The organism is Rothia mucilaginosa (assembly GCF_001548235.1).
Taxonomy (GTDB): domain Bacteria; phylum Actinomycetota; class Actinomycetes; order Actinomycetales; family Micrococcaceae; genus Rothia; species Rothia mucilaginosa_B.
The window spans coordinates 683,575-710,513 of sequence record NZ_AP014938.1 but is presented as its reverse complement, the minus strand read 5'-3'; the positions used below and the strand labels follow the sequence as shown (position 1 = coordinate 710,513).

21 protein-coding genes, 1 tRNA gene and 1 rRNA gene are annotated in these 26,939 nt (G+C 58.1%); 16 read left to right on the top strand and 7 right to left on the bottom strand.

Annotated features, from left to right (window positions below; all coding sequences use genetic code 11):
* Position 1 precedes the first annotated feature (1 nt).
* The 4 genes from RM6536_RS02730 to RM6536_RS02715 all read right to left on the bottom strand — a co-directional run bounded on the left by RM6536_RS02730 (position 2) and on the right by RM6536_RS02715 (position 3,965).
* Positions 2–322 (bottom strand): 2Fe-2S iron-sulfur cluster-binding protein, encoded by a 321-nt coding sequence (locus RM6536_RS02730; protein WP_005507166.1) that lies wholly within the window; start codon positions 320–322, stop codon positions 2–4.
* Between the two features lie 279 nt (positions 323–601).
* Positions 602–1,855 (bottom strand): hypothetical protein, encoded by a 1,254-nt coding sequence (locus RM6536_RS02725; protein ID WP_060823936.1) that lies wholly within the window; start codon positions 1,853–1,855, stop codon positions 602–604.
* Positions 1,855–3,510, bottom strand: a complete 1,656-nt coding sequence (locus RM6536_RS02720) for a DNA repair protein (protein WP_060823935.1) — start codon at positions 3,508–3,510, stop codon at positions 1,855–1,857. Before RM6536_RS02720 ends, RM6536_RS02725 begins: the two co-directional genes overlap by 1 nt.
* Before the next feature lie 379 nt (positions 3,511–3,889).
* Positions 3,890–3,965: transfer RNA gene (locus tag RM6536_RS02715), tRNA-Arg, on the bottom strand.
* A 510-nt stretch (positions 3,966–4,475) separates the two neighbouring features.
* Here RM6536_RS02715 and RM6536_RS02710 point away from each other — a divergent pair.
* The 3 genes from RM6536_RS02710 to RM6536_RS02700 all read left to right on the top strand — a co-directional run bounded on the left by RM6536_RS02710 (position 4,476) and on the right by RM6536_RS02700 (position 8,968).
* Positions 4,476–6,326, top strand: a complete 1,851-nt coding sequence (locus RM6536_RS02710; RefSeq protein WP_060823934.1) for a phosphoenolpyruvate carboxykinase (GTP) — start codon at positions 4,476–4,478, stop codon at positions 6,324–6,326.
* Between the two features lie 359 nt (positions 6,327–6,685).
* The gene (locus tag RM6536_RS02705) at positions 6,686–7,156 is read left to right on the top strand and encodes an RrF2 family transcriptional regulator (protein WP_060823933.1); all 471 of its coding nucleotides are present in this window, start codon (positions 6,686–6,688) and stop codon (positions 7,154–7,156) included.
* Positions 7,157–7,786: 630 nt separating this feature from the next.
* On the top strand, positions 7,787–8,968 hold the full coding sequence (locus tag RM6536_RS02700) for an FAD-binding oxidoreductase (RefSeq protein WP_049346694.1): 1,182 nt from the start codon (positions 7,787–7,789) through the stop codon (positions 8,966–8,968).
* Between the two features lie 151 nt (positions 8,969–9,119).
* Here the strand turns inward: RM6536_RS02700 and RM6536_RS02695 are convergent, their stop codons facing one another.
* On the bottom strand, positions 9,120–10,526 hold the full coding sequence (locus RM6536_RS02695; RefSeq protein WP_060823932.1) for a phosphomannomutase/phosphoglucomutase: 1,407 nt from the start codon (positions 10,524–10,526) through the stop codon (positions 9,120–9,122).
* Positions 10,527–10,663: 137 nt separating this feature from the next.
* Here RM6536_RS02695 and manA point away from each other — a divergent pair, with 137 nt between their 5' ends.
* The 3 genes from manA (at position 10,664) to RM6536_RS02680 (ending at position 13,794) form a co-directional block, all read left to right on the top strand.
* Entirely contained in the window at positions 10,664–11,851 is a 1,188-nt protein-coding gene (gene manA, locus RM6536_RS02690) for a mannose-6-phosphate isomerase, class I (RefSeq protein WP_060823931.1), read from the top strand.
* Positions 11,852–12,158: 307 nt separating this feature from the next.
* The gene (locus tag RM6536_RS02685; protein WP_060823930.1) at positions 12,159–12,428 is read left to right on the top strand and encodes an ACT domain-containing protein; all 270 of its coding nucleotides are present in this window, start codon (positions 12,159–12,161) and stop codon (positions 12,426–12,428) included.
* 10 nt (positions 12,429–12,438) lie between these two features.
* Complete coding sequence (locus RM6536_RS02680; protein WP_060823929.1) at positions 12,439–13,794, top strand: PFL family protein; 1,356 nt, start codon at positions 12,439–12,441, stop codon at positions 13,792–13,794.
* Between the two features lie 111 nt (positions 13,795–13,905).
* On the opposite strand, the gene RM6536_RS02675 is transcribed toward RM6536_RS02680, so the two are convergent.
* A complete protein-coding gene (locus RM6536_RS02675) occupies positions 13,906–15,045 on the bottom strand; it encodes a DNA polymerase III subunit delta' (protein WP_060823928.1) in 1,140 nt (379 codons plus the stop codon).
* On the bottom strand, positions 15,042–15,758 hold the full coding sequence (gene tmk / locus RM6536_RS02670) for a dTMP kinase (RefSeq protein WP_081094643.1): 717 nt from the start codon (positions 15,756–15,758) through the stop codon (positions 15,042–15,044). The genes RM6536_RS02675 and tmk overlap by 4 nt, the downstream gene beginning before the upstream one ends.
* A 159-nt stretch (positions 15,759–15,917) precedes the next feature.
* Between tmk and RM6536_RS02665 the strand changes: the two genes are divergently transcribed.
* From RM6536_RS02665 to RM6536_RS02620, 10 genes are all read left to right on the top strand, one after another.
* A complete protein-coding gene (locus RM6536_RS02665) occupies positions 15,918–17,120 on the top strand; it encodes a trans-sulfuration enzyme family protein (protein ID WP_060823927.1) in 1,203 nt (400 codons plus the stop codon).
* Positions 17,121–17,168: 48 nt separating this feature from the next.
* Positions 17,169–17,486, top strand: a complete 318-nt coding sequence (locus RM6536_RS02660) for a DUF2516 family protein (protein ID WP_060823926.1) — start codon at positions 17,169–17,171, stop codon at positions 17,484–17,486.
* A 220-nt stretch (positions 17,487–17,706) separates the two neighbouring features.
* A complete protein-coding gene (locus tag RM6536_RS02655) occupies positions 17,707–18,444 on the top strand; it encodes a phosphoglyceromutase (RefSeq protein ID WP_005507152.1) in 738 nt (245 codons plus the stop codon).
* A gap of 226 nt (positions 18,445–18,670) precedes the next feature.
* The gene (locus tag RM6536_RS02650) at positions 18,671–19,813 is read left to right on the top strand and encodes a sensor histidine kinase (protein ID WP_231917986.1); all 1,143 of its coding nucleotides are present in this window, start codon (positions 18,671–18,673) and stop codon (positions 19,811–19,813) included.
* 41 nt (positions 19,814–19,854) lie between these two features.
* Entirely contained in the window at positions 19,855–20,538 is a 684-nt protein-coding gene (locus RM6536_RS02645) for a response regulator transcription factor (protein ID WP_005507150.1), read from the top strand.
* Positions 20,539–20,553: 15 nt separating this feature from the next.
* On the top strand, positions 20,554–21,297 hold the full coding sequence (gene ispD, locus RM6536_RS02640; RefSeq protein WP_060823924.1) for a 2-C-methyl-D-erythritol 4-phosphate cytidylyltransferase: 744 nt from the start codon (positions 20,554–20,556) through the stop codon (positions 21,295–21,297).
* Between the two features lie 86 nt (positions 21,298–21,383).
* The gene (gene ispF / locus RM6536_RS02635) at positions 21,384–21,866 is read left to right on the top strand and encodes a 2-C-methyl-D-erythritol 2,4-cyclodiphosphate synthase (protein ID WP_005509302.1); all 483 of its coding nucleotides are present in this window, start codon (positions 21,384–21,386) and stop codon (positions 21,864–21,866) included.
* Between the two features lie 82 nt (positions 21,867–21,948).
* Positions 21,949–23,367: a cysteine--tRNA ligase gene (gene cysS / locus RM6536_RS02630; protein WP_060823923.1), complete on the top strand. Its 1,419-nt coding sequence runs from the start codon at positions 21,949–21,951 to the stop codon at positions 23,365–23,367.
* 95 nt (positions 23,368–23,462) lie between these two features.
* On the top strand, positions 23,463–24,449 hold the full coding sequence (gene rlmB, locus RM6536_RS02625; protein ID WP_049358238.1) for a 23S rRNA (guanosine(2251)-2'-O)-methyltransferase RlmB: 987 nt from the start codon (positions 23,463–23,465) through the stop codon (positions 24,447–24,449).
* 842 nt (positions 24,450–25,291) lie between these two features.
* A 16S ribosomal RNA gene (locus RM6536_RS02620) occupies positions 25,292–26,820 on the top strand.
* Positions 26,821–26,939 lie beyond the last annotated feature (119 nt).

The following is a 26,939-nucleotide window of genomic DNA, read 5'->3' as shown; positions in this document are numbered from 1 at the left end:
ATTACATCGCCGCCTGCATTTGAATTTCTGCTCCGTCCATACCGGGGGCGTACTCGACCTGGCAGCACAGGCGAGAGTATTCGTTGGCGACATCGTCGACCATGTCGAGCAGGTCCTGCTCAGCTTCGGTGCGTTCACCGGAAGCTTCGAAGTGCTCGGGGTCGATGAAGCCGTGGCAGGTAGCGCAGGATGCGTTACCACCGCAGGTTGCGAGGACCGGCACGCCGTTAGCCTGGAGGGCTTCCAGGAGGGTGTGGTGGTCTTCCCACTGAATGTCGTAGTTTACGCCTGCTTCGTCAGTGACCTTAATCGTTACGCCCATGCGTTCTCCTTCTTCTGTAGTGATGCGTTTCTATTGTAGAGGTAGGGGCTGTTATTCACCGTACTTTGTGGCGCATCCCCAACCCTACCGTCACGCATATCACGGGAACGCATATTAATTTTTATGCTGAATAGCATGTCTGTATTGCCCCCAGTCTACCCCGTATTGCCCTGACAATGCGGGATATCAGCGCCAATGAATACTGCCCCCAGATGCAAAGACATGCTGGGGGCAGTATAAAGAACCGGCACGCAGGCGCGCTTTAACGGTGACGAAGACCTACTCCGATTCCTTCTCCGTAGCCTTCTCGGCCTCCTGCTTTTCTGCGCTGTGGTGATCGGTATTCTGGACGCTTCCTCCGGGGCCGCGCACAATACCGCGTACGCTATCGCGCGGGTCAGCGTAGCGCAGGTCGATACCGAAGGTATTGCGGATCTGGCGTGCCGAGTTCAGGTGCCAGCGCTGCGAATCCGAGGGGGTCACGGAGGTGACCGCCTTCTGACCCGGAGCCAGCTTCTCGTGGCGAATATCGTAGTGCTTACCGCCCATGGTGATGGTGAAGCCGTGCTCCTGCAACAGCTGCACGAACGCGTCCACATCGTGCGGAATCTTGCGGCCGCGCTGCCTCTTCGTGCCGCTCATCCTCGGCTGCGATTCGAAGGGGTTGCGGCTGGGTGCGGTGCCGCGACTAATACGAATGACCTGCTGGTCGGAGTGCGAGAACTCGACCTGGTAGCCGTTGAGTGAGTACACGGTGCGGCTACTGCCGGGAATCGGGCGGCGGTCCTCAGCCTCATCGAGGATGCGGGCAATGTACTCGCCGGTTAGGCCGAGCGACTTGAGCTGAGCCTGAGCCTCGGGGGAGAGCTGGTAGCCTCCGGCGAGAGCCTGTAGCGGGCGTAGCGCGAGCACTTCGGCGGTCAGGGGGTTGAGCACCACCTGGTAGCCTTCCTCTTCATGCGTGTAGAGGGTGACTTCGCGGCCGTAGCGGTTCTCTTGCGCGCTTTCTTGAACCACGGTGCTTGCGGGGGATTCGATGATGTCTAGAAGCAGCTCGTAGGTGAGCCCGTGGCGCATCATGTAATCCATCACGCCGGGGAGCACACCGTAGACGCGGCGGCGCGGTGGCACGTCGCCGTAGAATTCCTTCTCGATGCGCGCGGCAATACGCTGGTTCTCCAGCGGCACCTCGGTCAGCGGAATGAGGCGCTGGTTGGAGGGGCGAATCTTGGCGCGTGCGGCGGCGGGCTTGGGTGCCTGACGGTACGCGTCCACGAGTGCCTGTTGCTGCTGCACGAATTCCTGGGCGATGAGCGGCAGGAGGGTGAAGTAGAGCTCTGCCGCTTCGGGCTTGAGCGCGCCGTTCTCATCGAGCAGGGAGGCGCCGTCCTTGGAGAGCAAATCCCAGGGCTTATCGTATGCAGTGTTCTCTTCGGAGCCCTGCTCATCGCGGTAACTATAGGCGGCGAGGGAGGCAAGCTCCTGCAGGCGAACGTACACCTCAAGAGGAACGGTAATCTGCTTAGCGGACATTATTTCTCCTCCTCGGTGGTGTTTTCTGCCCGAGCTACTTGATGTTCTGCCTGCTTCGCCAGGGTATTACTGAGCTCTTCCAGCTGTGCCTTGCGCAGGTTCTCCGCGTGCAGAACATGGAAATCCGGGGTCTTCGCCAGAGCCAGAACGGTCCGCTCATCGGGTGAAATCGCAATTTCCAGACCCTGCGCCGCGTAGATGCGGGTCCAGCCTTCAGCCATGCGCACGCTTTCGGGGCTGCTCAGCGCCTGAAGCATCAGATCAAAAACGAACGGCGGGTTCTTCTTCAAGAAGGTGCGGGCGCGCTCGCTGAATTCGAGTTCCAGGGCGTTGAGCGAGGTGTATTCGCCTTGCGCCAGGGATGCCTGTGCCGCTTCGTTGTAGTCGGCGTCGTATTCGTCAATGACGGTGATGACTTCTGCGGAGGCGGTGTTCACGTCAACGCGGTAGTCGTCGTGCGTGAAGCGAATGGTCCAGTCGTTGATGCGTTCCGCTTCGCCTTCGCGCAGGATGGTGCGTACGAGCTCTTCGCTGATATTTTCGCGTTCGAGGCGGGCGCGCAGGCTCGGGCGCAGGCGGTAGCTGCGTTCGCGGTCCTCGGCGGTAATAGCGCGAGGTGCGGCGGCTACCGGTTCTGCTACGGGTGCGCTCGGGGTGGACGCGGCAGGCATCGGTGCACCGGGTTTCGGCGCGGCAGGCTTTGGAGCGGTCGGCTCGGCTACGGGCGCGCTCGGCAACGACTGGCTGATCATGGGCAACTCGTCAGCCGGTGCCTGCTCGGTAGCTGCTGCCGACTGCGCGGCTTCCGTGGCTTCTTCAGCTGCCTGCTGGCGGGCACGCAGACCCTCCAGGTACTCTTCGATGCGCGGCGGGCGGTAGGTCAGCGTGGACTTGCGGAACATGCCGGGGGAAGGCGCACCGGGAGTCGGCGCTGCAGGCTTGGGCGTAGCGGGCATGGATGCGGTGGGCTTGGGCGCAACAGGCTTGGGCGCCGCGGGGGTAACCGTGGCGGGGGTAGGTACAGGAACCGTCTTTTCTGCTGTTGCCTCTGCGGGTGCTTCCACAGGGGCTTCTGCCGGCACGCTGGGAGCCGGGCTGGGAGTCAGGGCGGGTGCCTGTGCCGCGCGGGCGGCAAAGAGCGCGGGGGAGGGCGTCGGCTTCGGTACTGCAGGCTTGGGCACCGCAGGCTTCGGGGCAGTCGGCTTGGGAACGGCGGTGGCGCTCACCGCGGCATCCTCGCTAACTGCACCCTCGTTAGCCTCTGCAACGGGAGCCTCGGCCGTGGAGTCTGCGGTAGCTTCGGCTGCCTGCAGGTCGTTCTGTTCCTCTTCACGAGGCGTACTGTTGCTGGGTTCCTCATCGCCGCGGCGTAGGGCGGCAACGAGTTCCTGGCGGGAAGTATAAGGAATAATTTCCTCGGGTGAGTCGATATATCGGGGGAAATTCTCGTAGAGAATCTTCGCCGCGGCCTCAAAGAGCTTTTCTGTGGTGGTGTTGGCGGCGGGTGCGCAGGGGCAGAGGAGCTCCTGGCGTTGCGCGTCATAGAGGGACCAGTGGGCGCATCGTTCGGTGGGCGGGAAGTAATCGAGTGTTCCCAAATCAGCAATATCGATGAGCGCACCTATCAGGGACTGCGGAATGGATAGCTGTGCCATAGTGCTCCTTTGCGTTGTCTGCCCTCCAGCTTATGTGTGAAGGGTCCTCTTTCCATCCTAGGCGTTTTTTCGCGGGTGTGCCCCGGAGCACGTCATCTTGGAGCGTAAATCTGTGGATTCACAGGGTGAGGCGCACTTTTGGCTCAGCTATTGGATGCGGACGAGGCGGTTGAAGCGTCTTTGCTACACCTCTATACAGGCTCTCCTATATAGGCATCTCCATGCACTGTGGCTTCTACGCGCCGCGCCGCCTGTCGTGAACACGCAGCCTGTCGTGAGCGCGGCGGCCTGTGTTGTACTCGGTGCTTTTGACGGGGCACTGTCTGAGCGTATTTCTGGAGACACAAAAAATCCCCGGTTCCGAAGAACCGGGGATCATTGGTGCGCCCGAAGGGATTCGAACCCCCAACCTTCTGATCCGTAGTCAGATGCTCTATCCGTTGAGCTACAGGCGCATGTTCCTCGCTTTGGATTTCTTCAACCCGTCGCGGCAACAGGTACTACTATACGGATGTCCTTGAGTGCACGCAAGCCGAAAAACTCGAAATTTGCCTAAAATCGCCTCCGAAAGACTCTCAAATACCCCGTTTTACCGCATGATTCCGGGGGTTTTGCGCTCCTAAAATTTTTTTAAAATATTTTTGTTCCGCCCCGAACTCTGCCCCGAAACCTACCTCAAGGACGCCCAAAACATCCGCCTAGACCCTGCAGAATCACCCCCAAAATCCTCCAAAAAATCTTCTCGCCCAAAGAATGTGATGCGCAAAACGTAAGAAATGGCGTTATAGAAGGCTCTACCGCGCATTAATGCGTTATTCTGTAAGCATCACGAGGAAGTGGAGACTGTCCAAGCGTGCATATTCACGATTATTTGCACGCTTGTAGTGTTTAACTGCTTCTTTGTTACTGCAGACCTATCCGGATCAACGTAGTATCCGGGCCACCGATTGAAGGGGAAAACGTCAATGGCTGACACCTCAACTCGTACTCTCTCTGCTGAGCTCGAAAAGGAGCTGCAGAGTGCACCCACTACCCACCAGGGCCTTCTGGATTGGGTTCGCGAAGTTGCGGCCCTGACCCAGCCCGCGCACATCTACTGGGTCGATGGCTCCCAGGAAGAATACGACCGCCTGGCACAGGAACTGGTCGACGCCGGTACCTTTGTTCGCCTCAGCGATCACGAATTCCCGAACTCTTACGCAGCTTTCTCCGACCCCGACGACGTTGCACGTGTCGAGGAGCGCACCTTCATCTGCTCCGAGACTGAAGAAGGCGCAGGCCCGACCAACAACTGGCGCGACCCCGTCGAAATGAAGCAGACCCTGACCGGTCTGTTCGAGGGCTCCATGCGCGGCCGCACCATGTACGTTATTCCCTTCGTCATGGGCTCCCTGAAGGCTAAGAACCCCAAGATTGCTGTTGAGCTCAGCGACTCCGCATACGTTGTCTGCTCCATGCGCATCATGGCAACCATTGGTAAGGACGTTCTTGCCAAGCTGAACGAGACCAACGGCTTCTTCGTCAAGGCTCTGCACTCTGTCGGTGCACCCCTGGAGCCCGGTCAGGAAGATGTTCCCTGGCCCTGCAACCCCGAGAAGTACATCGTCCAGTTCCCCGAGACCCGCGAAATCTGGTCCTTCGGCTCCGGTTACGGCGGTAACGCACTGCTCGGTAAGAAGTGCTACGCACTGCGTATCGCATCCGTTATCGGTCGCGACGAGGGCTGGATGGCAGAGCACATGCTCATCCTGAAGGTCACCAACCCCGAGGGCAAGGTTCGCTACATTTCCGCAGCGTTCCCCTCCGCATGTGGCAAGACCAACTTCGCAATGATGGAGCCCACCATTGACGGCTGGAAGGCTGAGATGGTCGGCGACGACATCGCATGGATTGAGTTCGACGAGAACCACCAGGCACGCGTGGTCAACCCCGAGGCTGGCCTGTTCGGCGTGGCACCGGGCACCGGTTACTCCACCAATCCGAACGCTATGAAGGCTATCGCCAAGGGCAACACCATCTTCACCAACGTTGCACTGACCGACGACGGCTCCGTCTGGTGGGAGGGCAAGACCGACGAGGCTCCCGCACACCTGATTGACTGGACCGGTAAGGACTGGACCCCCGAGTCCGGCCGCCCGGCAGCTCACCCGAACTCCCGCTTCTGCACCCCCGCATCCCAGGTCGACATGCTCGCTCCCGAGTACTACGACCCCGAGGGTGTGCCGCTGAGCGCTATCGTTCTGGGTGGTCGCCGCAAGACCACCATCCCCCTGGTTTCTGAGTCCGAGAGCTGGGAGCAGGGCGTGTTCCGCGCAGTTACCCTCTCCTCCGAGACCACCGCGGCTGCTAAGGGCGCTGTCGGCGTGATTCGCCGCGACCCGATGGCTATGTTGCCCTTCATTGGCTACAACGCTGGTGACTACTTCAAGCACTGGCTGGATCTGGGCAAGAAGCACGGCGCAGAGAACATGCCGAAGGTCTACTACGTCAACTGGTTCCGCCGCACCCCTGACGGCGGCTTCGCATGGCCCGGCTTCGGCGAGAACTCTCGCGTTGTGAAGTGGATCTTCGACCGCCTTGACGGCAAGGCTGGCGGTCAGGAGACCTTCCTGGGCACCGTTCCCACCAAGGAAGACCTGGACCTGACCGGTCTGGAAATCTCCGAGGAAGAGCTGAAGGCTGCTCTGGCTGTCTCGAAGGAAGAATGGGCTGCTGAGCTGCCCGGCATCGACGAGTGGCTGGAGAAGTTCGGCAACAAGCTGCCTGCCGAGGTTCGCGAACAGCGCGACGCTCTGGCAAAGGCTCTGGAGGACTAAGACACTCCAGCTAATACCTACGGTATAGCGCTTTGTAAGGAGCGGAATCTCCCGGTGAGATTCCGCTCCTTCCTTCCGTTGAGGGGGAATTTGAATCCCTATCACCTGGGGAACGGCAAGTTTTCTTGCAGTGGTGTGAGTGTAAGGCTATGCAATCCACTTGCTCTTGAGAAATACTTTAAAACCCCCGCCGGGGTGGTTTGGGGGCAATAGTAGCTGCTCATAATTTCTTGCCCTCTTGCCGCCCCTATACAATGCCAATGTAAGATTTTTGAACGCGTCGAACCCCGCCCGGTTCACGCATCCGTTGCCGCCTCCGTGGAGGGGACGGTAGCACGAGAAGGATAGAAGGAGTATCCATGCGTTTGACAGCATTCTCGGATGTCTCGCTCCGCGTTCTGATGCTCCTGTCTGCTCTGGAGCCCGGTCAGAAGCTTTCCACCCAGAAGATTTCTGAAGGTGTGGACACCCCCTACAACCACGTGGCGAAGGCTGTAGCTTTCCTCGTGAACATGGGTTACCTGGACTCGACTCGTGGTCGTGCCGGTGGCGTCATGCTCTCCGATGCGGGTCGTTCTGCGACCGTCGGCACTATTCTTCGCGCTACTGAGGGCGATATCCCCATGATTGAGTGCGAGGATGAGAACGGCCACTGTCCCCTCGATAAGTTCTGTCGCCTGCGCAATGTGCTGGCGAAGGCTCGCGAGGCATTCTATGCATCGGTTGATTCGGTGATCATTAGCGAGTTGACTGCCGGTGCGCGCCCTGTTGGCCCGGTGTTTGTCGAGCTGGGCTTTGGGCCTCCGGAGAATGCGCTGCCTGCGCGCTAGTCGTAAGTATTCAAGAGATACGTGATATCTGTGGAGCTTTCCGGTGGGAGGCTCCATAGAGTTTTTAACGCGGAGTTTAGGGCGTTTCTGCGCTTGATGCCGGGGTTGCTAGGCGGTTCGCACGGGGGGGTGTTTCGTGGGGGCTTTGAGGGCCGCGCGGGGGTATTTTTGACTCTGCGTGCGCGGTTGTCGGCGCCTGCATGAATCCGAAAATTGTGCAGTAAGTGCAGAATATTGCAAATTTGCTTCTCAAATGCAGAAAATGTGACCATATTCATTTTTGCACTGTACTGCATACTTTCCGTAGTAAATATATTTTCAGGTCAGAATTTTTATGCACACTCCGGGGCTAGTCACGCGGTGAACTCAAAAACAGTGCTGAAAATATATAGTGTGACGCTCGGCTCTCTCTTTGAGTCAAGCTGAACCATAAGTCTCACCTAGACCCCTCAATATCCCTCAGAAAGTGACCTGCACTCAGCGCAAGCACCCCGCAAAATGCTACGGTAAGGGTGCTTTATAAACACTCTGTCACCAACTAAGCTGTCTGAGTGAATGCCCCGCAACACCGATCTTGAGGGGCCTCGCCACAATGACCGAGGTGACCACACAGGAAGAAGGCACGCACCGATGCTCTCCGAAAAGTCCCGCCCCATTATTGAGGCAACGCTGCCCATCATTGCTGAGCGCATTAACGACATCACCCCCGACTTCTACCGTCGAATGTTCGCCGCCCGCCCCGACCTGATGGACGGCATGTTCTCCCGCTCCTCCCAGCTTGAAGGTACTCAGCCTCGCGCGCTGGCTGGCTCCATCGCAGTATTCGCTTCCTACATTGTCGAGCACCCGGACTCCTACCCGGACGAGGTCCTCTCCCGCGTTGCACACAAGCACGCATCCCTGGGCCTGAAGGAAGAAGAGTACCCCACCGTCTACAAGTACCTCTTCGAGGCAATCGCCGCTAACCTGGGCGACCTGGCTACCCCCGAAATCGTTGAGGCATGGACCGAGGTCTACTGGCTCATGGGCAACGCCCTCATCAAGCTGGAGAAGGGCCTGTACGCCTCCCAGGCAAACGACGTCATGTTCGCACCCTTCAAGCTCGTTGACCGCAAGGAGACCGGTGAGAACGTCGTAGTTCTGACCTTCGAGCCCGCCGACGAGACCCCCATGACCGAGTCCAAGGGCGGCCAGTACATCTCCATCGTCGTTCCCGCACGTGACGGCCTGCGCCAGGCACGCCAGTACACCCTGCTGCCCAGCGAAAAGAACCAGCGCCGCATCGCTGTGAAGCTCGACCCCAACGGCGAGATGACCTCCATCCTGCACGAGCTGGAAGTTGGCGCAGTCGTCGAAATCTCCAACCCCTACGGTGACCTGACTCTGGAAGGCTTCGGCGACCCCGAGGCGCCCCTGTACCTCTTCTCCGCAGGCATCGGCACCACCCCCATGCTCAGCTTCCTCTCCGAGCTGGTTGAGAAGGGCTCCGAGCGTCCCGTGACCGTGGTCCACGCAGACCGCCGCCTGGACACCTGGCCCCTGCGCGAAGAGCTCACCGAGCTCGTCGGCAAGCTGCCCAACGCACGCCTCGTATCCTTCATCGAGGGCGAAGGCGGCGACTTCACCGGCCGCGTCGACGTATCCAAGCTGGATGTTCCCGCCAACGCTAACGTTTACCTCTGCGGCCCGTTGCCCTTCATGCAGGGCGTACGCTCCGCACTGGTGGAGGCAGGCGTCCCCGGCAAGAACATCAACTACGAGATCTTCGGCCCCGACCAGTGGATGCTCCACGACCAGGCACGCGAGGCGTAAAAACCGCGTAAGCCGGCTCGTCCGCTAGGTTTCTTAAACCCGGCTAGGTTCTTTCTCTGAGACAGAAGAACCTAGCCGGGTTTAGAACTTAAGAAAAATATCCCGCCCGCAGAAGTAATCTGCGGGCGGGATTTTAGTAGCTAGCTAGTGCTTAGCCCTGGCGAACCAGAGCCAGAACCTCATCGCGGACGCGCTCCATGGTCTCAACATCCGGTGCCTCAAGGTTCAGGCGCAGGAAAGGCTCAGTGTTCGAAGGACGCAGGTTAACCCACCAACCCTCTTCGGTGTTGGTGAAGGTGGTGCCGTCGGAGTCCTCAACAACCACGGGAGCGTTAGCGTAGTGTGCACGCACGCGGTCCACAGCGGCAGCCTTGTCTTCAATCTCGGAGTTAATCTCACCGGAAGCAACGTACGGGGAGTACTTCGCGCTGATCTCGGAGAGAGGCTTGTCGTCGCCACCCAGAGCAGCCAGCACGTGCATTGCAGCGAGCATGCCGGTGTCTGCGTTGAAGAAGTCCTTGAAGTAGTAGTGAGCGGAGTGCTCGCCACCGAAAACGCCGTTCTCCTTGGCCATAACAGCCTTGATGAAGGAGTGGCCCACGCGGGTCTTCACTGCGCGGCCGCCCAGCTTCTCAACCAGCTCAGGAACAGCCTTCGAGGTGATCAGGTTGTAGATGATGACGGGCTCTTCGTTACCCTCTGCCTTCGCGCGAGCAATCTCGCGCTCAGCAACCAGAGCGGTCACAGCCGAAGGAGTGACGGGTTCACCCTTCTCATCGATGACGAAGCAGCGGTCAGCGTCACCGTCAAATGCCAGACCAATGTCAGCACCGTGCTCAACAACAGCCTTCTGCAGGTCAACCAGGTTAGCCGGCTCCAGCGGGTTAGCCGGGTGGTTCGGGAAGGTGCCGTCCAGCTCGAAGTACAGGGGAACGATTTCCAGGGGCAGGCCCGGCAGGATGGTGTCGCCCAGAACAGCGGGAGTGGTCATACCACCCATGCCGTTACCAGCGTCAACAACAACCTTCAGGGGGCGGATGGAAGACAGGTCCACCAGCTTGCGCAGGTACTCTGCGTAGGGCTTGAGGATGTCCTTCTCAGAAACGGTGCCGACCTTCTCGACCGAAGGAATCTCGCCGGCGTCCAGGTACTTCTGAGCCAGGTCACGGATATCGAACAGACCGGACTCGGAGGACAGCGGAACAGCGCCAGCCTTAGCCATCTTCATGCCGTTGTACTCTGCGGGGTTGTGGCTAGCGGTGAAGGTAACACCGGCAGCGTTCTCAACGCCACATGCGAAGTACAGAACGTCAGTGGAGATCAGGCCAATCTTCTCAACATTTGCACCGCGAGCGGTTGCACCCTGGGCGAATGCATCCATGAATTCGGGGGAGGAGGGGCGCATGTCGCCACCGACCAGAATGGTCTGGCCCTCCAGGCCCAGAACGTCTACGAAAGCCGCGCCAGTTGCGCGAACAGTCTCTGCGGTAATGGTCTCGCCGACGATGCCACGCACGTCGTACGCTTTGAATGAGTCATGTAGATTAATAGTAGTCACGCCTTTTATTTTAGCGGTAAAGAAGTGTAACTAGCCTCTATAATGGGCAGGTAAAACCTTATAAATTCCGCTGAATGTATGGGTTTTTTATCACGTCACTTACTTCAAACAACTCACGTCGAGAGGTATTTCCCCCCATGGGTGAGATTTTTTCCCTAAAAAACCAGATTCAGAATTATGCGTGGGGTTCCCGCGAAATTCTTGGACGCATGCGCGGCGTGCCCGTGCCCACCGAACAGCCCGAGGCTGAGGTGTGGGTTGGCGCGCATCCGGCTGCGCCCTCCCGTGCAACCGTTGATGGTACTGAGTCCCCGCTCAATGAGCTGATTGTGGAGAACCCCTCCCGCTTCCTGCGCCCGGACCGTACCTCCGATTGGTTCCCCTTCCTCTTTAAGATCCTTGCGATTGATGCGCCCCTGTCCATTCAGGTGCACCCCACCCCCGAGCAGGCTATTGCCGGCTTCGAGGATGAGCAGGCACGCGGCATCGCGATCGACGCGCCGCACCGCAACTACAAGGATCGCTACTCCAAGCCTGAAACCGTCATTGCGCTGACCCAGATGCGCGTGCTCACCGGTGTGCGCACCTCCGCGCAGCTGGCAGAGCTGGCTAAGGCGTTCAAGGCTGGCTGGCTGGCAGAGCGCGTGGAGCATACCCCCAAGCAGCTGCTGACCGAGATTATTCGCATGCCCGAAGAGGCCGCCACCGCGGCTGTTGAGCAGCTTGTCGAGGCGGCAGCACAGCTGACCGACGCAGAGAACCCCGTCATCGCTGACGCTGCCGAGCTCGTACAGATTGTTGCCGGCAAGTACCCCGGCGACCGCGGTCTGCTCGTCGCCTTCGTCATGAACCTGGTACACCTGGCACCGGGCGAATCCGCCTTCACCCCCGACGGTCAGGTGCACGCCTACGTCTCCGGTACCGCTATCGAGCTGATGAACCCCTCCGATAACGTGATGCGTGCCGGTCTGACCGCAAAGCACATCGACACCGAGGAGCTCATTAAGGTTCTCGGTGAAAGCCAGGACGCCCCGGTTATTCAGCGCCCCACCCCCGAGAACGCACCCGTTGGCACCTACGCCATGTGGGATGAACGCATGAGCGTGACCCGCATCCGCGTTGAAGAGGGCAAGCCGCAGGAATACACCTTCGAGGGTATTAGCGCCGCGCTGAGCGTATCCGGCGAAATCACCATTCACGCAGCAGACGGCAACGGCACCGAAGAGTTCGTACTGGGCGCCACCGAGTCGGTACTGCATGTGGGTGAGCCCTCGGCGGCAACCCTGAGCGGCAGCGGTGAGCTGTACATCGCTTCTTATGTTTAGGAAATACTTCTAGATCACTAAAACTTATAGACAGTTATAACTAGGCAGTTATACGGAGTGTCGAAGGATGCTTCAAGACTGACACATAATAAAGAATCCACGTTCTTTCTTACCTTTAAATGGTGAGGTGACGTGGATTTTTTATTCTCCCGGTGTGTGGTGGGAGGGGCTTTTTGTGTTGACCCTGCTGTTGACCCTACAGAATGTGTTCTGAGTAACCTATAATTAGTCTTATAAATATGCGTATGTATGCGCTTTTATGCACCTCTTCCTTAGGCACGCAGCCCCAAACCACTAGGAGAACACCGTGAAGATTATTCTCACCGTCACAGGCATCGACCACGAAGGCATCATCGCCGCCGTGACCGCAACCCTCGCCGAGCGCAAAGTCAACGTTCTCGACGTCTCCCAGACCATCATGGGCGAGTACTTCACCATGATCATGCACTGCTCCTTCGACGAAAAGCAGCAGAACCTCATCGACCTGCAGGAAGCCGTGATTGGTGTCGAACACGAACAGAAGGTACAGATTCGCATCCAGGCAGAATCCATCTTCAAGGCAATGCACGCCATCTAGGGCTCCACTGATGCGCAACACCAACATTCTAGAAACCATCCGAATGATCGAGGAGCAGAAGCTCGACATTCGCACCGTCACCATGGGCATCTCCCTGCTCGACTGCGCCGACTCCGACGGCGAAGTAGCCCGCCGCAAAATCTACGACAAGATCACCAGCCGCGCCGCAAACCTCGTCAGTGTCTGCGAAGGTATCGAAGCTGAGCTCGGCATCCCGATCGTCAACAAGCGCATCGCCGTCACCCCCATCGCACTGGTGGCAGGCGCCTCCGGCGATGAGGACTACATAGAATTCGCCCGCACCCTCGACGCGGCAGCTAAGGCAGTCGGAGTGAACTTTGTCGGCGGCTTCAGCGCCCTCGTCGACAAGGGCATGACCCCCGCCGACGAAAAACTGATCCGCTCCATCCCGCGTGCGCTCGCAGAAACCGACGTGGTCTGCTCCTCCGTAGACATCGGATCCTCCCGCGCCGGCATTAATATGAGCGCCGTCAAGCTCATGGGTGAAACCATCCGCACCACCGCAGACCTGACCGCGGATGCACACGGCTTCGGCTGCGCCAAGCTCGTCGTCTTCGCGAACGCAGTCAGCGACAACCCCTTCATGGCGGGCGCATTCCACGGCGTGCAGGAGGCAGACACCACCATCTCCGTGGGTGTCTCCGGCCCCGGCGTGGTACACCGCGCCCTGCAGAAGGTCCGCGGGGAATCCTTCGACACCTGCGCCGAAGAAATCAAGAAGGCAGCCTTCAAGATTACCCGCGTCGGTCAGCTGGTCGGTACCCTCGCCTCCGAGCGTCTGGGCGTGCCCTTCAACATTATTGACCTCTCCCTGGCGCCCACCGCAGAGATTGGCGACTCGGTCGCGCACATCCTCGAAGAGATGGGTCTGGAAACCGTCGGTACCCACGGCACCGTTGCGGCCCTCGCGCTGCTCAATGATGCGGTGAAGAAGGGCGGCCTCATGGCGTGCTCGAACGTCGGTGGCCTCTCCGGCTCCTTCATTCCGATCTCTGAGGATATCGGCATGATTGAATCCGCAGCAGCCGGACACATCACCCTGGATAAGCTCGAAGCAATGACCGCCATCTGCTCCGTCGGCCTGGATATGGTTGCGGTTCCCGGCGACACCCCCGCAGCCACCCTCGCCGCAATGATTGCCGACGAGGCGGCAATCGGCGTGATGAACCACAAGACCACCGCGGTTCGCGTCATCCCGGCGGTCGGCCTGGGTGTAGGCGACATGGTCGAATTTGGTGGTCTGCTTGGTCGCGCACCCGTCATGCCCACCCACACCCCCAGCGCGGAGGCGTTCATCGCCCGCTGCGGTCGTATTCCGTCGCCGGTTCACGGGTTCCGCAACTAAGCTTGATTCCGTAACTGAGTTCTAGGGGTGCTGAGAACCAATAGAAGGGGAGGCACCGAAGATCATCTCTTCGGTGCCTCCCCTTTTGCTGTATGAGCCACTAAGAAGCTTCTAATACACGAAACGGCTCATCAGCGCCTCAAGTGCCAGACGTGCATTCGCGTTTGTCCGCAGGCGACGCAGAGTCAGCTCGACCGCCTGCACATCCTCCAGCAGCTGCTGGGCGGAACGACGGGTGCAGAACGCCTCCAGAGGCTCACGCAGATGCTCATTGATCAGCGGAGCCTGAGCCGACAGTGCCACCGTCAACGCATCACGCAGAACCGTCTGAACCTGCGCCACGGAACGCAACAGCGTATCGGATGAAACGCGCTTAGCGCGGCGCTTCTGCTGCTCCTCCAGGCGGCGAACCTGCGCTCGCAAGGACGGCGAAACACGCTCACCCTCGCGAATACCCAGCAGCGCCAGAAGCTCCTGGCGTTCCTGCTCATCCTTGAGAGCGGAGACGGCCTGTGCGTCCTGGTCGGCAAGGCTGGTGAGCTTTTCTGCCGCATTGAAAGCCGAAGAAATAGAACGAACATTCAGAATCAGGGAGGTAATCAACTCCCGACGAGCCATCGCCTGCTCATCGGTCGCCAAACGGTACCCCTCCTGCGCATCACCCATAGCCAGCCGCGCCGCACGCTGCGCCAAAGGATCCGCCACACCGTGCGCCAGCAAATACTCGTGCACCTGCGCATCGGTAGGAACCGGCAACTGTACCGGGCGGCAACGCGAACGAATCGTCACCAGCACATCGGTGGGGGAGGGCGCCGTCAACAACCAAATCGTATGCGGCGGCGGCTCCTCAATCGCCTTCAACAACACATTGGAGGTACGCTCCGGCATGCGCTCGGTGTCCTCGACCAGAATCACGCGCCAGCGCCCCACGGTCGGGCGGTCCTGAGCCTTCATGACCAGCTCGCGTGCCTCATCAATGCTGATGTGCGTCGCCTCAGTACTAAAGTGCGTGAAATCTGCGTGCGAACCGTTCATGACGGTCACGCAGCCCTTGCACTGGCCGCATCCGCGGTTCTGCGGGTCGGGCTGCTCGCACAGCAGCGCGGCAGCGAAAACTTTTGCCGCCTCACGGTGCGGCGCACCGGTCGCACCCGTGAAAAGCCAAGCGTGCGTGGGACGGTCGGCGGCGGCATCCGTGCGTAGCTGTTGGAGCTTATCGGCAGGAATCAGCAGGGTATCCCAGAGGCTCATGAGTCCTCCTGACCGGTGTGGACCAGTTCGCGGGCGGCAAGCAGAGGCTCAATCACCTCGAGTACGCGCGCGTGTACCTCATCAATCGTGCCCACACCATCAATGATGCGGTGCGAACCGTTAGCGTCCTCGCGGGCGATCTGCTCGAACGCACCGTGAATACGTGCCTTGAACGCCGCGCCTTCAGCCTCAATACGGTCGACGGTGCCGCGCTGGTCCATGCGCTCCTGCTCGGCGCTCAGCGGCACACTCAGTAACAGGGTCGCGTCGGGAACCAGGTCGGCGGTAGCCCAACGGCTCAAATCGACGATGGTTTCAACACCCAGATCACGGCCGACACCCTGGTACGCGGCGGAAGAATCAATATAGCGGTCACTGAGCACGATGGCGCCCTCAGCGAGCGCGGGGCGAATCAGCTGGGAGGCGTGAGCCGCGCGGGACGCCGCAAAAATCAGCGCCTCGGTGCGGTCGTCAATGGTGCCCTGACCGGCTTCCAGGACGAGGGCGCGCAGCTTCTCGCCGATCTCGGTGCCGCCGGGTTCGCGGGTGGTGATGACACGGTATCCGCGGGCGCTGAGCGCTTCATTCAGCAGGGCGAGCTGGGTGGTTTTGCCGGCGCCGTCGCCTCCTTCGACCACGATAAAAAGCCCGCGGCGACCGGTCGGGTCGGTGGGAAGATTCTGTGCATCGGGGGTGTAGCTGAGAGTATCCATCACCTTCAAGGGTACCGGGTCTCTTAGCTGCACGGGTGCGGTTTTGGTGATACCTCCGCGTGGCATTGAGCGCGTATCAAGGTAAAAAACATGTAAATCCTGTGTGCCCTCACCTGTGCGGGCGTGCGTTCTGGGCGCGGGTGTGCCAGGCTTAAATACATGAGTGCAGATAACCACGACATGAATTACTCCGCAGAGACCTTCGTCGTCTCTGGTGGCCGCCCGGCACATGAGCATGACGCGCCGGTGAACCCTCCGATTGTTCTTTCTTCCACCTACCGCGGTGTGGACGCCGTCAACATTGAGCAGGACCGCGTGTACGCCCGCTTTTCGAACCCCACCTGGGAGGGCATGGAAGAGGTTGTCGCGAAGCTGGAGAACGCCACCCAGCCCGGTCTGCTGTTCCCCTCCGGTATGGCTGCTGTCGCTGCTGTCATCGACTTGGTGCCGGTTGGTTCTATCGTGCTGATTCCGAAGCACGCATACATGGCGTCGGTGACCCTGTGCAAGGATTTGGAGCGCCGCGGCATCATTGAGCTCGTTCGCGTGGATATTGAAGACACCGAGAGCGTTATCGCCGCTATGGAGGATGCCGCATCGCGCACCGGTGTGACCCCGGAGAACGTGAACTACTCGGCACCGAAGGTCCTGGCGTGGCTGGAGAGCCCCACGAACCCGATGCTTGAGGTTGCTGACCTGCCTGCCCTGCTTTCTGCTGCTCGCCGCTTGGGCATTGTGACCGCGGTGGATAACACCTTCGCAACCCCGATTCTGCAACGTCCCCTGGATTTGGGTGCAGACGTAGTGGTTCACTCCGCTACGAAGTTCCTTGCGGGCCACTCCGATGTTCTGCTGGGCATGGCTCTGACCTCGAACGAGGAGCTGTACAAGGCGATGCTGCACCACCGCATCACCAATGGTGCAATCCCCGGCCCGGTGGAGGCGTGGCTCGGCCTGCGCGGTCTGCGCACCCTGGCGCTGCGCGTGGAGCGTGCGGTGCAGAACGCGCAGGTTCTTGCGGAGCGTCTGAGCGAGCACCCCTTCGTAACTGAGGTGCGTTACCCGGGTCTGGAAAGCCACCGCGGTCATGAGATTGCGAAGAAGCAGATGGACGGTTTCGGTGCGATTCTGTGCGTCACTCTTGATACGGACGCTGCGGGTGCCCGTAACGTCGTGGAGGCGTTGAAGCTGTGGACCCCGGCAACTTCCCTGGGCGGTGTGGAGTCGCTGGTGGAGCGTCGTCGTCGCCACGGTAACGAGCCGGATTCGATTCCGGAGTCTCTGCTACGCCTGTCGGTGGGTATTGAGAACGTGGATGACCTTTACAATGACTTGGTTGAGGCCTTTAAGGTTGTCCGCTAAGCGCTTTGCTAGGGTTGTCTAGAGAAGTTGCTGATTCTAAGGAATACTATGTCTCCTATTCTGCTGGTCGGGTATGTGACCATTTTTGTTGATACGCTGCTGGCTATCGCTGGTGCTGCGGTTGGTGTGCTGGCTTTTGTGCGTGCGTGGATGTCTCCGGCGAACGCGTACGATTTTGCCGGTAAGCGCCCGAAGAACACGTGGCTGGCTTTGACCGGTGGTTCTGCTGCGGTGTCGCTGTTTAGCGTTTTTGCTGCGCTGACTGGTGGCGGTAATACTGTGCTGATTCTTCAGCTGGTAGCTGCTGTGATTAGCTGCGTGTTCCTGGCTGGTGTGTGGCCTTCGGTTGGTCGCCGCCGTTTCTAGCGTTAGCTTGTGCGCTCGCTTTGCGCGATAGATGGTGAAGCCTCGTGCGCTGTCTGACGGGTTTGTCCCGGTTGGGTGGTGTGCGGGGCTTTGCCCTTTTCTGGCGGGGTTTTTGACCCTTTCGTTCTGGTAATAAAGACCCTTATAAATTTTTGGGAGAATGCATATTTTCTAGGCCTTGAGGCATGACAAACCGGCGGGTAAATGAAAAAATAGAGGTATGACTTACAAACTAGTACTCCTGCGCCACGGCCAGTCCGAGTGGAACGAGAAGAACCTGTTCACCGGCTGGGTGGACGTTAACCTGACCGATAAGGGCCGCGCTGAGGCTAAGCGCGGCGGCGAGCTGCTGGCAGAGCGCAACATCCTCCCCGATGTTGTTCACACCTCCCTGCAGCGTCGCGCAATCAACACCGCAAACCTTGCACTGGATGCAGCAGACCGTCTGTGGATTCCCGTCAAGCGCACCTGGCGCCTGAACGAGCGTCACTACGGTGCTCTGCAGGGTAAGAACAAGTCCGAGATTCGCGAGGAATACGGCGACGAGAAGTTCATGACTTGGCGTCGTTCCTACGACGTTCCGCCGCCCCCGCTGGACGACAACGACCCCTACTCGCAGGCACACGACCCCCGCTACGCGGATGTTGAGAACGCTCCTCGCACCGAGTGCCTGAAGGACGTTCTGGGCCGTATGCTTCCCTACTGGGAGTCGGACATCAAGCCCGACCTCGCAGCAGGCAAGACCGTTCTGGTTGCTGCACACGGTAACTCCCTGCGTTCGCTGGTCAAGCACCTCGAGGGTATTTCCGATGAGGACATTGCTGGCCTGAACATCCCCACCGGTATCCCGCTGTACTACGAGCTGGACGAGAACTTCCAGCCCGTCAAGCCCGGCGAGTACCTGGACCCCGAGGCTGCTAAGGACGCTATTGCTGCCGTAGCAAACCAGGGTAAGTAATACCTCCGGCAGGGTTTCACCCCTGTCATTGTGATGAGCCGTCCACCGTTGAGGTGGGCGGCTCATTGCGTTCTCTGCAGGGTAAAGGCATCTGCAAGGTTTCTGCAGGGGGTGCCTGTCTGAGGTTTCTGCTGTCTGCGGTTTCTGCATGGGGAGCCTGCCTGAGAAGACGGGCGTTCGCTCAAGTGCTGGGTATCGGCCACATTTATACTTATGGGGTACCCGAATGGAAGGGAAGTACATGGATGCCGGTCTGATTGCCTTTATTGCGGGCATGATAGGTCTGCTGGTGGGCGTCCTGAGCATGAACGCAGTGGCGCGTAGTGAGCGGGAGCAGGAGCGTAGCTTGGTGTCGGCGCCGGCGCTGCGTGATGGTGCCGCTCAGGTGCTTGCTGTGATTGGTCGCGCCTACCTGGTGATTGATGAGGTGGGCGGCGTGGTTCAGGCTTCTCCGGGTGCGTATGCGATGGGCCTGGTGCGCGGTCATACGGTGGCCTCTGATGAGTTGGCGGATATGATTCGCACGGTGCGTCATCGCGGTATTTTTGCGGAGCGTACTTTTGAGATTGACCGCGGTGAGGGTGAGGCGCTGGTCTTGGACGTGCGTGTTGCTTCGCTGGGGGATGAGTACATTCTGGTGCTCGCTGATGACCGCACTGAGATTTCTCGTGTTCAGCGTATGCGTAATGATTTTGTGGCGAATGTGTCGCATGAGTTGAAGACTCCGGTGGGTGCGGTGAGTCTGTTGGCTGAGGCTATTGAGCAGGCGAGTGATGATCCGGAGGCGATTGAGTATTTTGTGGGCCGTCTGCATAAGGAGACTCGCCGCCTGTCTGCGCTGGTGCGTGACATTATTGAGCTTTCGCGTCTGCAGTCGACCGATGTGATTGCGCGTGGTGGTCCGGTGTCGGTGCCTTCTTTGGTGTCTGATGCGGTGGATCGTTCGCATATTGTGGCGGAGGAGAAGGATATTCAGATTTCTACCCGCATCGAGGAGGTCCCCGAGGTTTACGGTGATGCCGAGCTGCTCGGTATTGCTGTGCAGAACCTGGTGGAGAATGCGGTGCGTTATTCGCCGGAGCATACGAAGGTGGATATTTGGGTGCACCGTGTGGCTGATCAGCTGCTGGTTGAGGTTGCTGATCAGGGTGTGGGTATTCCTGAGGACGAGCAGAAGCGTATTTTTGAGCGTTTTTACCGGGTTGATCCGGCTCGTTCGCGTCAGACGGGCGGCACCGGTTTGGGTTTGAGCATTGTGAAGCATGTGATGACTCAGCATGGCGGTAGCGTGACGGTTCGGTCGATGCCGCAGGAGGGTTCGACGTTTACGTTGGCGTTGCCGCTGAATGAGCCTCCGGTCGCAGTGTAGTGTTAGCGGTATAGGTTTTACGGAATCGAAGGAAGTTATTGATGTCTAAAATTCTGATTGTTGAGGACGAAGAGGCCCTCTCGGATCCCCTTGCGTTTTTGCTGGGTCGTGAGGGTTTCCAGACGATTGTTGTGGACAACGGCCTGGATGCTCTGCCGGTGTTTGACCGCGAGGGCGCGGATTTGGTGCTGCTGGATGTGATGCTTCCGGGCATGTCCGGTATGGAGGTGTGCCGCAAGCTGCGTGAGGTGTCTTCGGTCCCGATTATCATGCTGACCGCTAAGGATTCTGAGCTGGATAAGGTTCTGGGCCTGGAGCTGGGCGCTGATGACTATGTGACGAAGCCGTATTCTGCGCGTGAGTTGATTGCTCGTATCCGTGCGGTGTTGCGTCGTCGTTCGGCGGAGACTGATTCTGCTACTGAGTCGGTGCTGCAGGGCGGCCCGGTGCGTATGGATATTGACCGCCATGTGGTGACGGTTAATGGTGAAGAGATTTCTATGCCGCTGAAGGAGTTTGAGCTCCTGGAGATTCTGCTGCGCAATGTGGGTCGTGTGATGACTCGTGGCCAGCTGATTGAGCGCGTGTGGGGCGCCGACTATGTGGGCGATACGAAGACTCTGGATGTGCATATTAAGCGTCTGCGTTCGAAGATTGAGCCGGATTCTTCTGCCCCGCAGTATGTGGTGACGGTTCGCGGCTTGGGCTATAAGTTCGAGGCGTAGGCGGGCTTGAGACTGATGACTTCTGCTTCTGCGGCGAATACTGCTGTGATTGTTTTGGCGGCTGGTTCGGGTACTCGTCTGGGTGAGCCGATTCCGAAGGCTGCTGTGCGTGTGCACGGTCGTACTTTGCTGGATTATGCGTTGGAGGGTGCGCTCGCTTCGGGTGTTGCTGAACATGTGGTGGTGACTGTTCCTGCTGATTGTTCGGTGAGTTGCCCGGAGCTTTTGGAGGATGCCCGCCGTGCCGGTGCGTTGATTACTGCCGGTGGTGATACGCGTACTGCTTCGGTGGTTGCGGCGTTGGACGCTTTGAAGGATGCGCAGGTTCCGGTGGATTATGTGCTGATTCATGATTGCGCTCGTGCGTTTACTCCGCCGCCGGTGTATCACCGTGTGCTTGAGGGTTTGGGCTCTGAGAGCCCGCAGGGTGTTGTGCGTGCGGTGATTCCTGTGTTGCCGGTGGTGGATACGGTGAAGACTGTGGATTCTGCTGGTGTGGTGACGGGTACTCCTTCGCGTGCGCAGATGCGTGCGGTGCAGACTCCTCAGGGTTTTGAGGTGGCTGCCCTGTTGGCGGCGCATGAGCGTAGCCGTTCCCTGCCTGCTGAGGAGGCTGAGCTGCTGACTGATGATGCGATGGCGATGGAGGCTGCGGGCGAGCCGGTGTTGACGGTTGCCGGTGATGCGGATGCGTTTAAGGTGACGACTCCGATGGATTTGCGGGTTGCTCGCGCGCTGTTTGGTGATTCTGCCGCCTAAACCTGCTTCCTAAATCTGCCGCCTAACGCCTCTTGTGCTGAGGCACTGTTGCTGAGAAGATGTTTGATCGATTGAAGGGTCCTGTGATGACTGTTATTCCTCGTGTTGGTACCGGTGTTGATGTCCACGCTTTTGGTGAGGAGGGCACTCCTTTGTATATTGCTGGTCTGCATTGGCCGGGTGAGCGTGGTTTGAGCGGCCATTCTGATGGTGATGTGGTGGCTCATGCTGCCGCGGATGCTCTTTTTGCTGCCTCCGGCACGGGGGATTTGGGCTCTAATTTTGGTGTGGACCGCCCGGATATGAAGGGCGCTTCTGGTGTTCGTATTCTTTCTGAGGCTGCGGCGATTGTGCGTGCTGCTGGTTTTGAGATTGGTAATGTGAGTGTTCAGCTGGTGGGTAACCGCCCGAAGTTCTCTCCGCGCCGTGATGAGGCGAACCGTGTGCTGAGCGAGGCGGCGGGCGCTCCGGTGACGGTGATTGCGACGACTACTGATGGTTTGGGTTTGACGGGCCGCGGCGAGGGTGTGGCTGCTATTGCGACGGCGCTGGTGTACCCGCGTTCGTAGGTGTTTGGCTGCTTCGAGCCATTCTGTAACCTATCGCTGATTTACCGCCCCGGCGTCTGAGCCGACCCCGTAGAATGAGAGTGTGACTATGCGTTTTTATGATTCAGCTTCCGCGACTATTCGCGAGTTTGAGCCCGTCGTGCCCGGTGAGGCGCGTATCTATTATTGTGGTGCTACGGTGCAGGGTGAACCGCATCTGGGCCATATCCGTTCGGCGTTGGTTTTTGACCAGTTGAGCCGTTGGATGCGTTACCGCGGTTTGAAGGTGACGACGGTCCGCAATGTCACTGATATTGATGACAAGATTTTGGCGAAGTCTGCTGATTCTATGGAGCCCGGTTTTGAGGGTGAGTTCCCGAATGAGCAGTGGTGGGCGCTCGCGTACCGTTTTGAGAAGGTTTTTGCTCAGGCATATGCGGCGTTGGGTATTGATCCGCCGACTTATGAGCCGCGCGCGACCGGTCATATTCCGGAGATGTTTGCTTTGATTCAGCGTCTGATTGATCGTGGCCACGCGTATCCTGCGCTGGATGATTCTGGTGACGTGTATTTTGATGTGCGTTCGTGGGGTAAGTATGGTGCGCTGACGAATCAGAGCGTTGAGGATATGCAGGATTCTGCGGATGCTGATCCGCGCGGTAAGCGTGACCCTCGCGATTTTGCCCTGTGGAAGGGTTATAAGGAGGGTGAGCCGCTGACTGCTTCGTGGGAGTCTCCGTGGGGTCGCGGCCGTCCGGGCTGGCATCTGGAGTGCTCGGCGATGGCTGGTAAGTATTTGGGTTCGCGTTTCGATATTCACGGTGGCGGTTTGGATTTGCGTTTCCCGCACCATGAGAATGAGCTGGCGCAGTCGACTGCTGCCGGTGATGATTTCGCGAACTTCTGGATGCATAACGGCATGGTCACCTATGAGGGTGAGAAGATGTCGAAGTCTATCGGTAATACGATTTCGCCGGCGCAGATGCTTGAAATGGCGCGTCCGCTGGTGGTTCGTTACTACCTCGGTAGTGCGCATTACCGTTCGGTTCTTGATTACCGTCCGTCGTCTCTGCAGGAGGCGGCTACCGCTATTGAGCGTGTTGAGGCGTTCCTTGCTGCAACTCAGGATCTGCTGAAGCCGAGCCGTGAGGTTCCGCAGGCTTTTGCTGAGGCTATGGATGATGATGTGAACATTCCGCGTGCTCTGGCGGTTTTGCATGAGCAGACTCGTGCGGGTAATGCTGCGCTTGCTGCTGGTGAGGATGCTTCGGATGCCGCTAACGCCGTGATGGCTATGGCTGAGGTTCTGGGTCTGGCGCAGCTGATGAGTTTTAATGCTGAGGGCGCTTCGGATGCTGAGCATGAGGCTCTGGATTCGCTGATTCAGGCTGTGTTGGCGGAGCGTGCTGATGCTCGTGCTCAGAAGGATTGGGCGAAGGCTGATGCGATGCGTGATCTGTTGGCGTCTGCTGGTGTGCAGGTGAAGGATGGCGCGAATGGTTCGAGCTGGAGTGTTGGCTAGCGGGTGATGTGCCCCGCGTTTGTGCGTAAGGCTTAGGTCGTGCGGGTTTCTCTCGCGTAGACTCGTATTCATTACTTTGACGAAGGAAGAGAAGAATGGCTAAGGCAGGTTCGCGCCCGGGCGCTACCAGCAAGAAGAAGGGTGCTACTAAGGGCACTGGTGGTCACGGTCGTAAGGCGCTTGAGGGTAAGGGCCCTACTCCGAAGGCTGAGGACCGCGTTTATCACAAGGCGTATAAGATGAAGCGTGCGGCTGAGCGTCGTGCTGCTACCGGTACGAACCGTAAGTTCCAGACTCGTCTGGGCGGTAAGCGCGCTAGTGATGAGCTGGTGACTGGTCGTAATGCGGTGCTTGAGGCTCTGCGTACTGAGATTCCCTCGAAGCACTTGTATATCATGAGCCGTGTTGAGGTTGATGACCGTGTTCGCGAGATCATGACTATTGCGAATAAGCGCAACATTCCGATGCTGGAGATTCCGCGTAGCGAGCTGGATCGTTTGACTGATGGTGCTGTGCACCAGGGTGTTGCGATGCAGATTCCGCCGTACAAGTACCCGGATGCGACTGACCTGGTGCTGGATACTATGGAGCGTTGGCACTCGGGTAAGCTGTCGACTCCGCCGCTGTTTGTCGCGTTGGACGGTATCACTGATCCGCGTAACCTGGGTGCAATTATTCGTAGCGTGTCCGCATTTAGCGGTGATGGCGTGATTATTCCTGAGCGTCGTTCGGCTGCTGTGACTGCTGGTGCGTGGAAGACTAGTGCTGGTGCGGCTGCTCGTATTCCTGTTGCGATGGCGACTAATCTGACTCGCGTGATTCAGCAGGCTAAGGAGCAGGGTATTTTCGTGATTGGTCTGGATGGCGGTGGCGATATTGAGTTGCCGGCTCTGGAGCTTGCGAATGAGCCGCTGTGCGTGGTGGTTGGTTCTGAGGGTAAGGGCCTGTCCCGTCTGGTGACTGAGAACTGCGATCAGATTGTGTCGATTCCGATTGATTCTGCGATGGAGTCTTTGAACGCGGCGATGGCTGTGGGCATTACTCTGTACGATGTTTCTCGTCGTCGCGCTTCTGCGAACTAGAGTTTTGAAGCTGGCGAGCTGCGGACTGTAGCTTGAGTGAGGAGGGCGCCCCCGTGAGGGGGTGCCCTCCTTTTCTGTCTCTTGTTACCTTCCACGCCCCATATATCGGCTGTTTGGGGAGCTACTGGAGGGTATTCTGTGAGGGTTTGAGTGGTTTCTTCTGCGTTTATAAGGTTTTTTGGAAGTTTTTTAAAGATTTTTTAGCACCCATAAAACGCACTGACTAGGCTGTTTGATGTTTGTGAGGGTATTTGAGACCCTTTCAAGGTCCTTTTTGTGTGCTACTTCACCCATTTTCGGGTTGCAGGGCTGTTTGGTGGTCTGTATAGTTGTATGAGTCGCCGCGGCGAGGAGGAAAAAACGAAGAGATTTCTTCGGTGTTTCTCCTAGTCAGAAGCGGTTGAATGACTTTCAATTGTATAGTGTTTTGGTTTCTTGCTTGAAGGAAATCCGGGTCGCCTGATTGGTGATAATGGAAGAGTTTAGGAAAGAAACTTTGTGGTGTGAATCACGGAAAACGGATTTGCATGGCAAACGAAACGCTGGTATAGTTGATTGGGTTGCCGCGGGAACGCGGTAGCGATGAAAAAACATGAATGACCGTTCAACGGTAAGACTTCTCAAATAGAGTAAGTTGAGGTGTTGAATCGGTGTGTTGCTTGAGAACTCAATAGTGTGCTTTGTTCAATAAAATCACCGAATGGTGATGGAAACTGAAACTAATACCAAATATTTATTGATATTTGATAATCATCAAATGGTTTCAAATTTAGTCAGCTTGAGTCACGCACCCCCGTGTGTGATTCGCTGTTTGAGATCAGATTATCAAGCTTTTCTATTTTTCAACGGAGAGTTTGATTCTGGCTCAGGACGAACGCTGGCGGCGTGCTTAACACATGCAAGTCGAACGATGAAGCCTAGCTTGCTAGGTGGATTAGTGGCGAACGGGTGAGTAATACGTGAGTAACCTACCTTTAACTCTGGGATAAGCCTGGGAAACTGGGTCTAATACCGGATACGACCAATCTCCGCATGGGGTGTTGGTGGAAAGCGTTATGTAGTGGTTATAGATGGGCTCACGGCCTATCAGCTTGTTGGTGAGGTAATGGCTCACCAAGGCGACGACGGGTAGCCGGCCTGAGAGGGTGACCGGCCACACTGGGACTGAGACACGGCCCAGACTCCTACGGGAGGCAGCAGTGGGGAATATTGCACAATGGGCGCAAGCCTGATGCAGCGACGCCGCGTGAGGGATGACGGCCTTCGGGTTGTAAACCTCTGTTAGCAGGGAAGAAGAGAGATTGACGGTACCTGCAGAGAAAGCGCCGGCTAACTACGTGCCAGCAGCCGCGGTAATACGTAGGGCGCGAGCGTTGTCCGGAATTATTGGGCGTAAAGAGCTTGTAGGCGGTTTGTCGCGTCTGCTGTGAAAGGCCGGGGCTTAACTCCGTGTATTGCAGTGGGTACGGGCAGACTAGAGTGCAGTAGGGGAGACTGGAATTCCTGGTGTAGCGGTGGAATGCGCAGATATCAGGAGGAACACCGATGGCGAAGGCAGGTCTCTGGGCTGTAACTGACGCTGAGAAGCGAAAGCATGGGGAGCGAACAGGATTAGATACCCTGGTAGTCCATGCCGTAAACGTTGGGCACTAGGTGTGGGGGACATTCCACGTTTTCCGCGCCGTAGCTAACGCATTAAGTGCCCCGCCTGGGGAGTACGGCCGCAAGGCTAAAACTCAAAGAAATTGACGGGGGCCCGCACAAGCGGCGGAGCATGCGGATTAATTCGATGCAACGCGAAGAACCTTACCAAGGCTTGACATATACTGGACCGCATCAGAGATGGTGTTTCCCTTCGGGGCTGGTATACAGGTGGTGCATGGTTGTCGTCAGCTCGTGTCGTGAGATGTTGGGTTAAGTCCCGCAACGAGCGCAACCCTCGTTCTATGTTGCCAGCACGTTATGGTGGGGACTCATAGGAGACTGCCGGGGTCAACTCGGAGGAAGGTGGGGATGACGTCAAATCATCATGCCCCTTATGTCTTGGGCTTCACGCATGCTACAATGGCCGGTACAGAGGGTTGCGATACTGTGAGGTGGAGCTAATCCCTAAAAGCCGGTCTCAGTTCGGATTGGGGTCTGCAACTCGACCCCATGAAGTCGGAGTCGCTAGTAATCGCAGATCAGCAACGCTGCGGTGAATACGTTCCCGGGCCTTGTACACACCGCCCGTCAAGTCACGAAAGTTGGTAACACCCAAAGCCGGTGGCCTAACCCTTTTGGGAGGGAGCCGTCTAAGGTGGGATTGGCGATTGGGACTAAGTCGTAACAAGGTAGCCGTACCGGAAGGTGCGGCTGGATCACCTCCTTTCTAAGGAGCACATTTAGTTGGCCATGCTGTCCGCGAGTGTCGGGTGGGTGGTTTTGCTCATGGGTGGAATGTTGGTTTTGGGTTGGATGAGGCGCATTGTTGGGTTTTGGGGTAACACA

What these genes read in the sequence shown, in the direction of transcription:
- RM6536_RS02730 (WP_005507166.1), bottom strand. Translation starts at nt 322, where the DNA reads ATGGGCGTAACGATTAAGGTCACTGACGAAGCAGGCGTAAACTACGAC.
- RM6536_RS02725 (WP_060823936.1), bottom strand. Translation starts at nt 1,855, where the DNA reads ATGTCCGCTAAGCAGATTACCGTTCCTCTTGAGGTGTACGTTCGCCTG.
- RM6536_RS02720 (WP_060823935.1), bottom strand. Translation starts at nt 3,510, where the DNA reads ATGGCACAGCTATCCATTCCGCAGTCCCTGATAGGTGCGCTCATCGAT.
- RM6536_RS02710 (WP_060823934.1), top strand. Translation starts at nt 4,476, where the DNA reads ATGGCTGACACCTCAACTCGTACTCTCTCTGCTGAGCTCGAAAAGGAG.
- RM6536_RS02705 (WP_060823933.1), top strand. Translation starts at nt 6,686, where the DNA reads ATGCGTTTGACAGCATTCTCGGATGTCTCGCTCCGCGTTCTGATGCTC.
- RM6536_RS02700 (WP_049346694.1), top strand. Translation starts at nt 7,787, where the DNA reads ATGCTCTCCGAAAAGTCCCGCCCCATTATTGAGGCAACGCTGCCCATC.
- manA (WP_060823931.1), top strand. Translation starts at nt 10,664, where the DNA reads ATGGGTGAGATTTTTTCCCTAAAAAACCAGATTCAGAATTATGCGTGG.
- RM6536_RS02680 (WP_060823929.1), top strand. Translation starts at nt 12,439, where the DNA reads ATGCGCAACACCAACATTCTAGAAACCATCCGAATGATCGAGGAGCAG.
- RM6536_RS02675 (WP_060823928.1), bottom strand. Translation starts at nt 15,045, where the DNA reads ATGAGCCTCTGGGATACCCTGCTGATTCCTGCCGATAAGCTCCAACAG.
- tmk (WP_081094643.1), bottom strand. Translation starts at nt 15,758, where the DNA reads ATGGATACTCTCAGCTACACCCCCGATGCACAGAATCTTCCCACCGAC.
- RM6536_RS02665 (WP_060823927.1), top strand. Translation starts at nt 15,918, where the DNA reads ATGAGTGCAGATAACCACGACATGAATTACTCCGCAGAGACCTTCGTC.
- RM6536_RS02660 (WP_060823926.1), top strand. Translation starts at nt 17,169, where the DNA reads ATGTCTCCTATTCTGCTGGTCGGGTATGTGACCATTTTTGTTGATACG.
- RM6536_RS02655 (WP_005507152.1), top strand. Translation starts at nt 17,707, where the DNA reads ATGACTTACAAACTAGTACTCCTGCGCCACGGCCAGTCCGAGTGGAAC.
- RM6536_RS02650 (WP_231917986.1), top strand. Translation starts at nt 18,671, where the DNA reads ATGGAAGGGAAGTACATGGATGCCGGTCTGATTGCCTTTATTGCGGGC.
- RM6536_RS02645 (WP_005507150.1), top strand. Translation starts at nt 19,855, where the DNA reads ATGTCTAAAATTCTGATTGTTGAGGACGAAGAGGCCCTCTCGGATCCC.
- ispD (WP_060823924.1), top strand. Translation starts at nt 20,554, where the DNA reads ATGACTTCTGCTTCTGCGGCGAATACTGCTGTGATTGTTTTGGCGGCT.
- ispF (WP_005509302.1), top strand. Translation starts at nt 21,384, where the DNA reads ATGACTGTTATTCCTCGTGTTGGTACCGGTGTTGATGTCCACGCTTTT.
- rlmB (WP_049358238.1), top strand. Translation starts at nt 23,463, where the DNA reads ATGGCTAAGGCAGGTTCGCGCCCGGGCGCTACCAGCAAGAAGAAGGGT.